The 14,351-nt window shown below is 66.7% G+C and carries 13 protein-coding genes; 9 read left to right on the forward strand and 4 right to left on the reverse strand.

The window, feature by feature from the left end:
- Complete coding sequence (gene pdxR / locus DOM33_RS05695) at positions 1–1,434, reverse strand: MocR-like pyridoxine biosynthesis transcription factor PdxR (protein ID WP_110667577.1); 1,434 nt, start codon at positions 1,432–1,434, stop codon at positions 1–3.
- A 183-nt stretch (positions 1,435–1,617) separates the two neighbouring features.
- Between pdxR and DOM33_RS05700 the strand changes: the two genes are divergently transcribed.
- From DOM33_RS05700 to trhO, 5 genes are all read left to right on the forward strand, one after another.
- Complete coding sequence (locus tag DOM33_RS05700; RefSeq protein ID WP_110666606.1) at positions 1,618–2,079, forward strand: GNAT family N-acetyltransferase; 462 nt, start codon at positions 1,618–1,620, stop codon at positions 2,077–2,079.
- A gap of 88 nt (positions 2,080–2,167) precedes the next feature.
- Positions 2,168–2,629: a rhodanese-like domain-containing protein gene (locus DOM33_RS05705; protein WP_110666608.1), complete on the forward strand. Its 462-nt coding sequence runs from the start codon at positions 2,168–2,170 to the stop codon at positions 2,627–2,629.
- A complete protein-coding gene (locus DOM33_RS05710) occupies positions 2,626–3,372 on the forward strand; it encodes a GNAT family N-acetyltransferase (protein WP_110666610.1) in 747 nt (248 codons plus the stop codon). Before DOM33_RS05705 ends, DOM33_RS05710 begins: the two co-directional genes overlap by 4 nt.
- Positions 3,373–3,375: 3 nt before the next feature.
- A complete protein-coding gene (locus DOM33_RS05715; protein ID WP_110666612.1) occupies positions 3,376–4,014 on the forward strand; it encodes an FMN-binding negative transcriptional regulator in 639 nt (212 codons plus the stop codon).
- A gap of 144 nt (positions 4,015–4,158) precedes the next feature.
- Positions 4,159–5,112, forward strand: a complete 954-nt coding sequence (gene trhO, locus DOM33_RS05720; RefSeq protein ID WP_110666614.1) for an oxygen-dependent tRNA uridine(34) hydroxylase TrhO — start codon at positions 4,159–4,161, stop codon at positions 5,110–5,112.
- A 41-nt stretch (positions 5,113–5,153) separates the two neighbouring features.
- On the opposite strand, the gene DOM33_RS05725 is transcribed toward trhO, so the two are convergent.
- Together DOM33_RS05725 and glnE are read right to left on the reverse strand one after the other, a co-directional pair.
- Complete coding sequence (locus DOM33_RS05725) at positions 5,154–5,771, reverse strand: YrbL family protein (protein ID WP_162617904.1); 618 nt, start codon at positions 5,769–5,771, stop codon at positions 5,154–5,156.
- Between the two features lie 108 nt (positions 5,772–5,879).
- Positions 5,880–8,876 carry a bifunctional [glutamate--ammonia ligase]-adenylyl-L-tyrosine phosphorylase/[glutamate--ammonia-ligase] adenylyltransferase gene (gene glnE, locus DOM33_RS05730; protein ID WP_110666617.1) on the reverse strand — a complete coding sequence of 999 codons (2,997 nt, stop codon included), beginning with the start codon at positions 8,874–8,876 and terminating at the stop codon, positions 5,880–5,882.
- 260 nt (positions 8,877–9,136) lie between these two features.
- Between glnE and DOM33_RS05735 the strand changes: the two genes are divergently transcribed.
- From DOM33_RS05735 to DOM33_RS05750, 4 genes are all read left to right on the forward strand, one after another.
- On the forward strand, positions 9,137–9,454 hold the full coding sequence (locus DOM33_RS05735) for an NIPSNAP family protein (protein ID WP_110666619.1): 318 nt from the start codon (positions 9,137–9,139) through the stop codon (positions 9,452–9,454).
- Between the two features lie 61 nt (positions 9,455–9,515).
- On the forward strand, positions 9,516–10,496 hold the full coding sequence (locus DOM33_RS05740) for a Bug family tripartite tricarboxylate transporter substrate binding protein (protein ID WP_110666621.1): 981 nt from the start codon (positions 9,516–9,518) through the stop codon (positions 10,494–10,496).
- Positions 10,497–10,623: 127 nt separating this feature from the next.
- Positions 10,624–11,172 carry a tripartite tricarboxylate transporter TctB family protein gene (locus DOM33_RS05745; RefSeq protein WP_110666623.1) on the forward strand — a complete coding sequence of 183 codons (549 nt, stop codon included), beginning with the start codon at positions 10,624–10,626 and terminating at the stop codon, positions 11,170–11,172.
- Positions 11,173–11,174: 2 nt separating this feature from the next.
- The gene (locus DOM33_RS05750; protein ID WP_110666624.1) at positions 11,175–12,701 is read left to right on the forward strand and encodes a tripartite tricarboxylate transporter permease; all 1,527 of its coding nucleotides are present in this window, start codon (positions 11,175–11,177) and stop codon (positions 12,699–12,701) included.
- A gap of 97 nt (positions 12,702–12,798) precedes the next feature.
- Here DOM33_RS05750 and DOM33_RS05755 read toward each other — a convergent pair whose 3' ends face one another.
- Positions 12,799–14,130, reverse strand: coding sequence for a carbohydrate porin (locus tag DOM33_RS05755; protein ID WP_204352612.1), 1,332 nt, complete (start codon positions 14,128–14,130; stop codon positions 12,799–12,801).
- Between the last annotated feature and the right edge of the window lie 221 nt (positions 14,131–14,351).

Raw genomic sequence — 14,351 nt, forward strand, 5'->3', positions numbered from 1 at the left:
TCAGCCTCGTCCTGTCAGCTCGAGCCATGCCGTGGCGAGCCAGGCGCCGGCCGTGTCGATCGCCTCCTCGCTCGCCGCGGCGTAGCCGAGCACCAGCCCCGGTCGACCCGGGGTTTCGAGGTAGAAACGCGACAGCGGCGAGAGCTGAATGCCCGCCTTTCGCCCGCGAGCGACCAGCGCTTCTTCCAGCTCGAGCGAGTCGACCCCCGCCACCAGATGCATGCCCGCCTGCCCATCGGAAAGCGAGAGTCCTTTCTCTACCGCCGGCGCCAACGCCGCTCGTAATCGGGCCTGACGACCGCGATAGCGCTCGCGCATGCGTGCGACGTGGCGTCCGAAGTGGCCCTCGGCCATGAAGTCAGCGAGCGCCGCCTGGATCACGTACTGCCCCTCGCGATGCAGCCGCGCATTGGCGCGCCGGAAGGGTTCGACCAGTGCCGGCGGCAGCACCAGATAGCCCAGCCGCATGCCCGGATAGAGCACCTTGCTGAAAGTGCCGACATAGATCACCCGCGCATCCTCGCGCAGCCCCTGCATCGCCGCGATGGGCGCGCTGGCGTAGCGAAACTCGCTGTCGTAGTCGTCCTCGATGATCCAGGCGTCGTGGCGCTTTGCCCGTTCGAGCAGTGCCGCACGCCGGGGCAGTGAGAGCGTGACGCCACTGGGATACTGGTGCGACGGGGTGACGTAGATCAGCCTGGGCTCGGGCGCGTTCGCGGGCAGCGACGCCACGTTCATGCCCGCCTCGTCCACCGGCACCGGCGTCATCGCGAGTCCCGCCGAGTGAAAGCACGCCTGTGCCCCGCCGTAGCCGGGCTCCTCCATCCAGACGCTGTCGCCGGGGTCCGCCAGCAGTCGCGCGATCAGCTCGAAGCCCTGCTGCGCCCCCTGGGTGATCAGGATGCGTCCCGCCTCGCACCGCACCGAACGCGACAGCCGCAGATAGTCGCAGAGCGCCTCTCGCAGCGCCGGCAGACCGCCCTCGGTCGGGTAGTCGAACCAGGCCGCGGGGGCGCGCTGCTGGTGGCGACGCAGCAGCCGCTGCCAGCGCTCTCTCGGCAGGCAATCGAGCGCCGGCACGCCGGGAGCGAAAGCGGCGTGTCGCTCGCCGAGCGTGGCGCTGAAGTCGAGGATGCGCGCGCCGCGCTGCGAGAGCCGCGCCGAAGGCGTCTCGCTCGAATCCGGAACGTCGCGCGTCGGCTGCCAGTCCGCGACGAACACGCCCGCCCCCGATCGGGCGAGCAGGAATCCCTCCGCGATCAACCGGTCGATGGCCGTCAGCACGGTATTGCGGCCGAGCCCCAGGGCAGCGGCGAGCCGTCGCGACGACGGCAGCGCGCAGCCCGGCGCCAGCCGCCCCTGCTGGATCAGCTCGCGAAGCGCGACGTAGAGCCGCTGCGACAGCGTCTCGTGGGAAGGCTCGGCAAACCGCATGCCCAGCGCCTCGATGATCCAGAGTCGGGTGTCGTTGGCCTGTCTCACCGGTTCCTCCCATTCGGCTGCAATTGGCTCTTACCACAGAACCACTATCGCGGCACTCTCGACGCAATGCCAGCGCTGCCACTCGACGAGCGCTCGCATGGCCGACCGTTCACCGCCCCACCGATGGAGTGCCCCATGATCGCGACCCGCCCTGCCGCTCGAGACGATCTCGACAGCCTCGTCCCGCTGGTCGACGCCTATCGCCGTTTCTACGACCAAGCCACGAATTTCGACGGCACGCGGGACTTCATGCGCTCGCGCCTGGCCAATGGCGACGCCGAGATCCTGCTGGCCTCCGATAACGCCGCCGGAGACGCGCGTGCCGTAGGCTTCGCGCAACTCTTCCCGCTACCTTCCACCGCCGATCTCGCCCCGCGCTGGATCCTCAACGACCTCTTTGTGAAGCCCGAGGCCCGCCGGCGCGGCGTGGGTACGACACTGCTGGAGGCCGCCCACGAGCACGCCGCGAGCCGCGGCGTGCCCAAACTGATGCTGCGCACCCAGGTCGGCAACGTCGCCGCCAAATCGCGCTACGAGGCGCTCGGCTGGCAGCGCGACGACGCGTTCGATACCTATGTGCTGACCGTGCGGCCGTAGATTCGATCTCGGCTCGCTCGCCCCCTATCGATTCGAATCGCTTCTTCCCGCTACCACTCGGGTTCTCATTTCCACCCTGGAGCTTGCCATGACCCCTGCCTCCCGCGTTCTCGATACCCCGCCCGCCTACCCTGACGTCATGCCCGCGGCCATGGCGAAAAAGCTCGCGCTGCACACCGACGCCTGGGATCTGGCGGTGGATCTCGCCGCCGAAGTCGAGACACTGGTCGTCATCGACACCCGTTCGCCGTCGCACTACGCCGCCGGCCATATTCCCGGGGCGATCAGCCTGCCCCACGTCGACATGACGGCCGAGCGGCTGGCCAAGCTCGCGACCGATCGCGTCTATGTCTGCTACTGCGACGGCATCGGCTGCAACGGCTCGACCCGCGGCGCGTTCAAGCTCGCGAGCGCCGGGTTTCGAGTCAAGGAACTGCTGGGCGGTCTGGACTTCTGGCGGCGCGACGGCCACCCGGTCGCGACCGGAATCGACCCTGGCTCGCTGCGGCCGGACGAGATCGCGAACTGCGGTTGTGGAGCGACAACATGAGCGAGACGACGAACCGCTACGGCCAGCCGGTGGGAACCGCCATCATCGGCTGGCAAGCGCCACCGGCGCCGGCCGCGGTCAGGCTGAGCGGACGCTTCGGCGCCCTCGAACCGCTCGACGCCGTGCGCCACGGCCCCGCCCTCTGGCGGGCCTGGCAGCAGAGCGATCCGGCGATCGCGGCAGACGATGACGCCGGCGCTCGCTGGACCTATCTCGGCGGTCGCCCCTTCGACGACGAGGCGGGCTGTCTCGCCTGGCTCGCGTCGATGAGCGCCGAAAGCGACCCGCTCGCCTTTGCCATCGTCGACGCCGATGGCCACGCGCTCGGCATGGCGGCCTATCTGCGAATCGATACGACCAATGCCAGCCTGGAGATCGGGCATCTCAACTTCTCCCCCGAACTTGCGCGCACGGCGCTGGCCAGCGAGTCCCTGATGCAACTGATCGCCCACGCCTTCGCGCTCGGCTATCGCCGGGTGGAGTGGAAGTGCGATGCGCTGAACGCCGCCTCACGACGCGCCGCCGAGCGGCTGGGCTTTCGCTTCGAAGGCGTGTTTCGCCAACACCGCGTAGTGAACGGGCGCAATCGCGACACGGCCTGGTTCTCCATCGTCGATGCCGAGTGGCCCGAGCTCCGGGCGATTCAACGGGCCTGGCTCGCCCCGGAGAACGTCGATGACTACGGCCATCAGCGGCAATCGCTGTCGACGATCGCCGCCAGCTTTCACGAGTCAGGGGGCTGAGCCATGCATCAACCCCGCCAGTTCCGAATCGGCGATCCCAGTGCTCTCGCCCAGGCCATCGACGACGCCCCCTTCGCCACGCTGATCACCTCGGGTAGGGATGGCGGCATCGACGCCGATCATCTGCCGCTGCTGCGCGACGCCAGTGCAATGGCCGCCGCCGGCGAGCGCCTTCTGGGCCACGTCGCTCTCGCCAACCCGCTGGCCGAGCGGCTGAATGAGGCGGGAGCCATCGAGGCGATGGCGATATTCCACGGCCCGCAGGCGTATATCACCCCCACCTGGTATCCGGCCAAACGCGAACACGGGCGCGTCGTCCCCACCTGGAACTATCAGGTGGTGCACGTTCACGGCGTCGTGAAGCGTATCGACGATGCCGACTGGCTCGACGCCCATGTCAAAAGCCTGACCGAGCGCTTCGAGCGCGCGCAGCCGTCACCCTGGTCGGTCACCGACGCCCCGAGCGACTTCGTCGCCAAGCTGTGTGGCGCCATCGTCGGCGTCGAACTCGTCATCACGCGGATCGAGGGCAAGCGCAAGGCGAGCCAGCACAAGCCGCTTGCCGAACGCCAAGCGATCCGTCGCGGACTGCGCGCGCAGGGCCATAGCGAAGACGACGCCCGCTGCCTCAGCGGCGTTTGAGGCTTGGCGACTACGCGGCGCTGCGCGACACCCCGTCGCTGGACCTCGCCCGCCAGCGGCGTAAAATATGTCGCGTTCGTTTCCGTACCCCTCGGTACCCCACCCGGTCCGCCCTTTACGCGGGCGACTGCCTGGAGCCATCGCATGTCCCCAACCGATCGACCGATCGTGGTCGCGGCGTTGTACCGCTTCGTGACCCTCGATGACTACGAATCCCTGCGCGAGCCGCTGCTCGAGGAGATGAAACGCCTCGACGTCAAAGGCACGCTGCTGCTCGCCGCCGAAGGCATCAACGGCACCGTCTCCGGCACGCGTGACGCCATCGACGCCCTGCTCGACTGGCTCAGACGCGACGAGCGCCTCGCCGGGCTGGACCACAAGGAGTCCTACGCCGAGGCGCACCCGTTCTATCGCACCAAGGTGAAATTGAAGCGCGAGATCGTCACCATGGGTGTCGACGAGGTCGACCCCAATCACCGCGTCGGCACCTACGTCGAACCCCAGGCGTGGAACGCGCTGATCGACGACCCGGAAGTGCTGGTGATCGACACCCGCAACGACTACGAGGTCGCCATCGGCAGCTTCGAGGGGGCGATCGACCCGGAGACCCGCTCGTTCCGCGAATTCCCCGAGTACGTTCGCGAGCACTACGATCCCGCCCGGCACAAGAAGGTGGCGATGTTCTGCACCGGGGGTATCCGCTGCGAAAAGGCATCGAGCTTCATGCTCAACGAGGGGTTCGAGGAGGTCTTTCACCTCAAGGGCGGGATTCTCAACTATCTGGAGAAAGTGCCGGAGGCCGAGACCCGCTGGCGCGGAGACTGCTTCGTCTTCGATAACCGGGTGACGGTGCGTCACGACCTCACCGAGGGCGAATACGACCAGTGTCACGCCTGTCGTCGGCCGATCTCGGCGGAGGATAAGGCCTCGGACAAGTACTCGCCGGGCGTGAGCTGCCCCCACTGCTGGGATTCGCTATCGGAAAAGACCCGTGCCGGGGCCCGCGAGCGTCAGCGCCAGATCGAGCTTGCCAAGGCGCGCAACGAGCCGCACCCCATCGGCCGCGATCCGCGCAGGCCGCTCGACGACAGGACCTGAGACGCCGGGCGACACGCGACGTCTCATCGGGCGACGGGGCGTCAGCGTACGCTTGCGAGAATCGACTCGCGGCTCGCGGCGGGAAGCAGGCCGTAGCCGGTGAGCTTGGCGAAGAAGCGCGCCATGCGCCGATCGATCTTTTTACGGGCAAACCACGGCCAGACGTTCGCCAGCGGCAGAAAGTCAGGATTGGAGACACCGTCGATCAGCCACAGCCGAAGGCTGTCATCGCCGCGTCGCTGACAGACGATGTTGCGGTCGTTGATGTCGGAGGGAACGATCCACTGCGCACGGAGGTAGCGGTAGAGCCGCTCGAGCTCGGCGCGAAAGGCGGCAGTCTCGAACCAGCCGGTGTCACCGCGGTCGCGCCACTGGCGAATCGTCTGAGAGAGTTCGCCGTCGGCATCCCGTATCAGCGCGAAGACCAGCCCTTCCCCGCGATCCGTCTCGAGCGTGCCGTAGTAGGCCGGCACGCGCTGCCAGTCCGTCATGCCGCGGCGTGCGAGGCGCTCGAAGTAAGCCTTTTCGCGGGCATTCTGCTCGCTGCCCCGCTCGGGAAAGCGCGCCACCTTGATACAGCGGTCGGGATGATCCGGATGGCGATAGACCGCCCGGTCGTTGCCGTGGGCGAGCTCCGTCGCCGACGAAAGAGAGAGCATGCAAACCTCGATGTGACGCGACGATGACAGCCGCATGAAATCGGTATGACGCCAGAGGATAGCGTGATAATCCCCGGGTTTCATGCCACGCCAAGGCTTTCGACGGCGTCACGCCGGCCGCATCCACTTCTGCCACAGCTCGCACACTCGCTGACGATGCGTGACGAAAGCGCTCTCGTCGACGAGACTGCCGGATTTGGCCAGCGCCGCGCGGTGTGTCGCGTCGCGGTAGGCGAGATAGGCCGCCTGCAGATCGCGCGCCTCGTCTTCGGGCAGCCGCGCACGCTCCGCCAGCGCATCCAGAATGCGCATGTTGTCGGTGACCTCCAGCAGCGCCGGTGTCTCGTGGGACAGCGCCAGCACCGCGTACTGGTTCATGAACTCGATATCCACCAGGCCGCCGTCGTCCTGCTTGAGATGAAAGCGCCCCGCCGCTCGCGCCTCGCCGCCGCTGCCCAGGTGATCGCGCATCTTGGCACGCATCTCGATCACCGCCTGACGCAGCGCCTCGTCATCGCGCTTCTGGCCCAGAATCTCCGCGCGCACGCTGGCGAACCGCTCGCCGAGCGCGACGCTGCCCGCTACCGGGCGCGCCCTCACCAGTGCCTGGTGCTCCCAGGTCCACGCCTCCCGGCGCTGATACTCGGCGAACGCCTCCATCGAGGAGACCAGCAGGCCGGCGCTGCCCGAGGGGCGCAGGCGCAGGTCGACTTCGTAGAGCGTGCCGCTCGGGGTGGTGACCGTCAGCAGGTGGATGATGCGCTGGCCCAGCCGGGTGAAGAAGACCACGTTGTCGATCGACTTGGCGCCGTCGGTGACGCCCCGCGGCGCGGCGTCGTAGAGAAAGACGACGTCGAGATCCGAGCCGTAGCCGAGCTCGATGCCGCCGAGCTTGCCGTAGCCGACGATCGAAAACGCCGCTTCGCGCTCACCGTCGCGGGGGGCGGGACGGCCGTAGCGCGCGGTGAGCGAGCGCCACGCCATCTGCAGCACGCTCTCCAGTATCACCTCGGCGATGGCGGTCAGATAGTCGCTGACCTTCATCAGCACCCGGCCACCGGCGACGTCGGAGGCGGCGACGCGCAGCACCTGGGTCTGCTTGAACACTCGCAGCACCTCCAACTGGCCTTCGTCGTCGTCTTCCGGCACCCGCGCCAGTGCCTGACGCAGCTCGTCAGCCAGCCGCGCCTTGTCCGCCGGGGAGTAGAGCGTCGCCGGCGTGAGCAGTTCGTCGAGCAGGATCGGATGGCGTGCCAGCTGCTCGGCGATCCACGGGCTGGCGCTGCAGAGCTTGAGCAGCGCCGGCAGCACCTGCGGGTTCTCGCGCAGCAGCGAGAGATAAGCGGTACGCCGCAGCACCGCCTCGATCAGCGGCAGGACCCGCTCGAATGCCAGACTCGGCGAGTCGCTCTCGGCGGCGGCCTGCAGCAGTAGCGGCATCACCGTTTCGAGCCGCTCGAAGCCGATGCGCTGCATGGCGCGCACGCCACGGGCGTCGCGAAAGGCGGCCAGCCGGCGCTGCGTCTCGGGCAGCGAGAAGCCGGCCTTTGCCAACAGTTCTTCGCTCGTGGACTCGTCGAGCTCGCCGCGCCAGAGCTGCCCCCAGAGCGTGAGGGCGCGATCCCGCGCGTCGGTGCCGCCGGACCCCGTCGTCTCGTCCTGATTCTCGGCGCGGTCGTCGTCCGTATCGCTCTCCTCGGGATCGGCGACGACCGCATCGAAATGGTGGCGTACCCGCCCCCGCGCGGCCTCGAGCGCGGCAAGAAGCGCTTCCCAGTCGGGAAAGTCGAGCGCCATCGCCAGCCGGGCGCGGTCGGTCTCGCTTTCCGGCAGCTTCTGCGTCTGTCGGTCGTGCTGCGCCTGCAGTGCATGCTCGAGATCGCGCAGAAAGACGTAGTCGTCGTGGAGTTCGGTCACGACCGCTTGGGGCAGCAGCTCAAGTTCGACCAGACAGCGCATGGCGCGCTCCAGCGAGCTGACCTGCAGCTCGGTGTCGCGTCCGCCGCGAATGAGCTGGAACGCCTGGACCACGAACTCCACCTCGCGAATACCGCCGCGGCCGAGCTTGATGTTGTCGTCGCGCCCGAGGCGTTTGACCTCACGATGGATCAGCGACTTCATCTCACGCAGGGACGCGATCGCGCCGAAATCCAGATACCGGCGGTAGATGAACGGCTTGAGCGCGTCGAGCAGCGCCTCGCCCGCTGCCGTGTCACCGGCGATGGGCCGCGCCTTGAGCATGGCGTAGCGCTCCCACTCCCGGCCCTGATCCTGATAGTAGGCCGTCAGCGTATTGAAGCTGCCCACCAGCGGGCCGCCGTCGCCGAGCGGGCGCAGGCGCATGTCGACCCGGAACACGAAGCCGTCGGCGGTGATCGCATCCAGCGCGGCGATCAGCTTCTGGCCCAGCTTGGTGAAGTACTGCTGGTGGTCGTACTGACGCTCGCCGCCCTGGCTCGTGCCCTTCTCGGGGAAGGCGAAGATCAGATCGATATCCGAGGAGAGGTTGAGCTCGCCGGCGCCGAGCTTGCCCATGCCGAGCACCACCAGCCGCTGCGCCTCGCCGCTCTCCCGCGGCTGCGGCGTCCCCCAACGCTTGGCGAAATGGCGCTCGAGCCAGACCAGCGCGCCTTCGACGCACACCTCCGCGAGTGCCGACACCGCCGCCGCCGTCTGCCACATGCCGCCGCCGTCAAGGTCGCGCCAGACGATGCCCAGCATCCGCGTCTGACGGAATCGGCGCAGCGCCGCGTGAAGCCCCGCCTCGTCTTCCTCGCCGTCGAGCGACTCGGCGAGGGCGGCTTCGAGTGCCTCCCGGCTCGGCGCGGCATCCAGCTCGCCGCTGTCGCGCAGCGCGAGCAGTCGCGTCGGGTCGTGGGTCAGCGTCTCGAGGGCGAAATCCGACAGCACCACCGTTCGTAGCAGGGCCTGGCGCCTGTCGTCACCCAGCTCACGCCAGGCGGCGACGGTGGCTTCCTCTTCGCAGGAGGCGATCGCCTCTCGCAGGCGCCGCTCGGCCGCCTCGCGCGCCTCGCCCAGCTCGTCGGGAAACGCCGGCTCGGCGAACCATTCAGCGTCGAGATCGTGCGACTCGGGTGGCGGCATCGGGAACTCCATGGCGAAAGCGGGAATGACAGGGTTCGGTGGGCCAGCATAGCGAATGCGCCAAATCGGGCCAATGCAGGAAATCGAGGCGAAATGCCGCGAAGTCGCGGCGAAACGCCGGCTTGCCACCAAGGTTGTATTACATCCTACAAAATGACCGGGTATACCTGCGTCACACGCTCGCGAATCACGCCGTCGTTAATCCCGACGGCGGCGCCGATGGTCGAATCCTTCGCCGACTCACAACCTGGAGACGCCGCATGATCGTTGACCAGCGCACTTACACCATGGTGCCCGGAAGGCTGAACGCCTTTCTCGAACTCTACGAACGCGAAGGCCTGCCGATCCAGCGACGCCATCTCGGCGAGCCGATCGGCTACTTCACCGTCGAGACCGGACCGCAGAATCAGGTGGTGCATCTCTGGGGCTACGCCAGCGCCGCCGAGCGCGAGCAAAAGCGCGGCGACATGGAGAAAGACCCCGACTGGATCGCCTATCGCCGCAAGAGCGCGGAGGCCGGCAACGTGCAGTACCAGGAGAACAAGCTGCTGCGCTCCGTCTCCTTCTCGCCGCTTTGAGGCGTCGAGCCGAATCACGAACCACGAACCACGACCGCAATCCAGCCACGGGGAACGCCTCATGACACTCAAGACGCTCTGTCTCGGACTCACCGCACTGACCGCTCTCTCCGCCGGCGCCGTTCAGGCCGACTACCCGGAACGCGACGTCAGGGTGATCGTGCCCGCCGCCGCCGGGGGCGGCACGGACGCCATCGTGCGCAAGATCTCCAACATCGCCGAGGAGTCGCTGCCGGTCTCGATGTACGTCGAGAACGTCGAGGGCGGGATGACGGCGACGGGTCTGCTGCAGCTGATGAAGGCGCGTCCGGACGGCCAGACCATCGCGGCGATCACCTACGACAGCATCATCACCATCCCGTGGAAGAACATGCTGCCCGGTTTCACCATGGACAAGATGCGCATGATCGCGCGTATTACCAGCGAAGCGGACGCGATCACGGTCTCCGAGAGTGCGCCCTTCGAGACGTTCGAGGAGCTGATCGCCGCCGCCAAGGAGAATCCCGGCAGCATCCGCGTCGGCGTGCAGAACATGGGTGCGCGAACCCACCTCACCATGCTGCAGCTCCAGGAACTCACCGGCACCGAGTTCAAGATCGTCTCCTACGACAACAGCGCGGCGACGCAGAAAGAGGCGCTGCTCAACGGCGAGGTCGACGCCGTGGTGACGAGTCTCGGCGACCTCGCGCCGCTGATCGAATCCGGCCAGGCCCGCGGTCTGGTGGAATTCACCGACACGCAGAACGAGGGCTTCCCCGACGTGCCGCCGGTCACCGAAACCGACACCGGCATCGATCTCGAAATGGGTAGCTTCATCGTGCTGGTCGCGCCGGCGCGCACGCCGGACGACGTCGTCGAGACCCTCGAAAGCACCTATCACGAGGCTTATGAAAGCGACGAGTTCCAGCAGTGGCTGGAGCAGATCGGCGTCACGCCGGCCTGGCTCGGCGCCGGCGACGTGACCGAGTGGGCGAACGAGACCCAGCAGCAGCTCTTCACCACCATGGACGATCTGGTCGAACAGGGCGTGCTCGAGAAGTAACCGTCGTGCCAGCGGCGATCCCCGCGCCGGGGTCGCCGCGCCCAACCCCTCGGCTCCCCCGAGATTCCACCATCGCCTCGTGCCGGCCATCCGCTCGGCCCGGGGCGCGCTTCGGAGATACGCCACCATGCCCTCGAGACACGCTCTCCGATCCCGCCTGCTCGACGGCGAGTTCGTGCTGCCGGCGATCCTCGCGGTCGTCACCCTGATCTATCTGATCTCCGCTCTCGAGCTCGGCCCGCCCATGCGTGGCGGCAACATGACGGCCTCGTTCTTTCCCATCGCCACGGCGATCGTGGTGCTGATCGCCCTCGTCGTCGCCATGGTCAGCGCGCTGCGCGCCAGACCCGAAGCCCCCGAACCCGCCGCTGCCGCTTCGACGCAGGCCGGGGAAGAAGGCCGGGACGATGCGCCGGTCGCCAGGCGCTACGTTGGCCTCACGCCGGGGGCGATCGGGGTCATCGTGCTGACGGCGGGCTATCTGCTGGCATTCGATCTGATCGGCTATTTCGTCGCCACTTTCGTCTACGTACTGCTGCTGACCGGGCTCTTCAGCGGCGGCCTGCGACAGCAGTGGGTGTCGAAGCTGGTCGCCACGGTGGCCATCACGCTCGCCGGCTACCTGCTGTTCGAGGTCGTCTTCCAGGTTCGACTGCCTACGCTCTGGAGCCAGTGATCATGGATACCCTTTCCGGCCTGATGGGCGGCTTCGCCGCCCTCGCCAACCCCGAAACCCTGCTCTACATGATCGGGGGCTTTCTCATCGGCACCTTCTTCGGCGCCGTGCCGGGGCTTACTTCGGTACTCGCGATCGCGCTGCTGCTGCCGCTGACCTACAGCCTCGACGTCACCACGGCGCTGGTCGCCTGCGCCAGTATCTTCATGGCCGGCATGTGCAGCGGCAGCATCACCGCCACCACGATCAACATTCCCGGCGCCCCTTCATCGATGATGACGGCGCTGGAGGGCTATCCGATGCAGCAGCGCGGCGAAGGCGCCAAGGCGCTGGGTCACGCGGCACTCGGCTCGATGATCGGTGGCTCGGTGGGGGCGCTGCTGCTGATGGTGGTGGCACCGCTGGCGGCGGACGTCGCCCTGCTCATCCGCACCCCGGGCAAGTTCTCGCTGATCGCCTTCGCCCTGATCGTGATCATCATTTCCCAGCGCGGCTCGGTCACCAAGGGCATGATCGCTACGCTCCTGGGCGTGATGATCGCCACCATCGGTATCGATGTGGTCCAGCCGCTGGCGCGCTTCACCTTCGGCACCAGCACGCTGGTCCAGGGCATCGACATGATGCCGCTGATCATCGGCACCTTCGCCATCAGCGAGCTTCTGATCCAGGCGGACAGCCGCAGCACGCGCACCGTCGACCCGGGCATGATCAAGGCCGCCCCGGTGCGCCGCCGCGACTTCGTCCCGCCGCTCGCCGAGATCCGCGAAATCGGGTTCGTGCGCTACCTGAAAAGCGCGGTGATCGGTTACGCGGTGGGTATCCTGCCGGGCGCCGGCGGCTCGATGGCCGCCTTCGTCTCCTACGCCGAGTCGATGCGTTCGTCGAAACATCCCGAGCGCTACGGCAAGGGCAATCCGGAGGGCATCGCCGCCGCCGAGTGTGCCAACAACTCGATGTGCGGGGGCGCCTTCGTTCCCATGCTGACCTTCGGCATTCCGGGCGACCCGACCACCGCCATCGTCCTCGGCGTCCTGGTCATCAATGGGCTCCAGCCCGGGCCGCAGTTCATGACGCAGCAGCTCGATCTGATCGCGCCGATGTTCGCCTCGCTGTTCGTCAGCGCCCTGATACTGATTCCGCTGACGCTCTACCTGCTCGGCCCCTACTTTCTCAAGATCGTGTCGATCCGCCGCGACGTGCTCTACTCGAGCATCGCGATCGTCGCCCTGGTGGGCAGCTACGTGGCGACCTACTCGACTTTCCAGATGGCGCTGGCGCTGGTCTTCGGCGTGCTCGCCTACTTTCTGCGCCGCCAGAAGTATCCCATCGTCTGCCTGCTGCTGGGCTTCGTGCTCGGCCCGAGCCTGGAGGAGTACTGTCGCCGCTCGCTCTCGATCAACGACGGCAACCCGCTGATCTTCTTGACCAGTCCCGACAGTCTCTTCTTCATCGCGCTGACGCTGGTGTTCTTCTACTTCATGGTGATCCGCAAGCCCAAGGATCACGGCCTCGGGCCTACCCCTGCATAACCCCGCTCATCGTTGGGTGACGTCCCGAACGCCGACACCCCCTGGCCGCATCGCGGTCGGGGGGTGTCGTGAGCGTTCGGCAATTCAGGCGGTTCGGCTAGAAGAAGACCTGTAGCGTCGTCCCCGCCACCCAGGCGTCGTCGACGTCGTCCACCGCGGAAGGATCGACGACGTACTGCAGGTTGGGGCGCACGGTGAGATAGGGCGTCAGGTTGACGCTGTAGTAGAACTCCGCATCGTACTCGTGGCCCTGATTCGGCAGCGGCGTCAGCGAACCGGCGGGCGTGGCGTTGTAGTAGTCGACATAGTCGTTAACGTCGTCATTGACGTGCAGATAGGCAAGGCCAACACCGAGATCGTCCTGCGGGCGGGCGTCGAACGGGCCTTCGTACATCGCGCCGACGGCGAAGTAACGATCGATTCCTGCCGTATCGCCGTGGTTGACATTGCCCATGCTGAACAGTGTCAGGCCGCGTTCGGCATCGCCGCCACGCCGTGTCACCTGCTGCTCCACCACGTAGAAGAGGCCGCTGCTGGTGTCGTTGGTGCTGTCGGCGTCGCGGGGGCCGTAGGCGCGATTCTCGACGTTGTTGTAGTAGTAGCCGAGCTTGTAGGCGCCCGGCAGGCCGTTCAGCTTGGGCGTGAAGCCGAGCTCCATCGGATAGAGTGTGCCTTCGCTACCGCTGGTGCGCAGGTCGAAGCCATCGTTCTCCAGATTGCTGTCGTTGATGTCGAAGGCGCCGACCTGGGCGTACCAGTCGGGCGCGAAATCGGCACGAACCACCGCCGCCCACTGCGAGATCGGCCAGTTGTAGATGTTGTTGCCCCAGTTGCCGGGCTGATTGCTGCCGAGCGCGAGGTTCTGGAAGTGGTTGTCGAAGACCGCGAAGTCGTCGCCGAAGGGAATGCGGCCGAGCTTGACCGCCAGACGTTCATCGAAAAACCGCTGCTGGTACCAGAGTTGGGTGATGCGTGTCACCGGACCGCGGCCCTGCACTTCCTGCACGTTGGAGCCGCCGACGATGGCATCGGGGTCGCTCATGCGATCATTGGTCGTGTGTCCGTTGCGATTGGTCAGCGTGACCTGGAAGACCGCATCCGGAATGTCGGCGAGGCGGTCGAGATCGAACTGCGCGCCGGCGGTGAACTGATCGGCGTACTTGGTGACATGGCTGTCGTGATAGCCGCCGTCGAGTAGCGTCGCCGACTCGCCGACGTAGTTGAAGTCGAAATCGATACCCGCGTCGTGGAGTGCCGGCCGCGTGCCGTTCCAGTTACCGAAAAGATATTTGCCATCGGCGGAGAACGGCTCCTCGGCATGAGCGCTACCGGTAACCGCAACGACGCCCAGCATCAGCCACGGCGCGACCCGACGTTTCGGCCATTCCCGGCCACTCTCGTTCCCGCATCCCTGCCCCACATTACGCATATGACTTCCTGTCTAAACTTTAATTAGCCTGTTATCGGTCAGAGGAATGATAAAGACCGGGTCGCGCGGTGTGAAACGTAAAACCGCCTGAATCGGCATTTATTAGACGAAAGATTGAGTCGAGTAGCGGACGATCGTGCAAGCGTCACCCAGGTCGCTTTCGGTGGGGTCAGGGACATTGCCGACACCGCCAGCGGGCGCCAGACTCGGCGAACGCCACA

It is taken from the genome of Salinicola halophilus (assembly GCF_003206155.1).
GTDB classification, from domain to species: Bacteria; Pseudomonadota; Gammaproteobacteria; order Pseudomonadales; family Halomonadaceae; genus Salinicola; species Salinicola halophilus.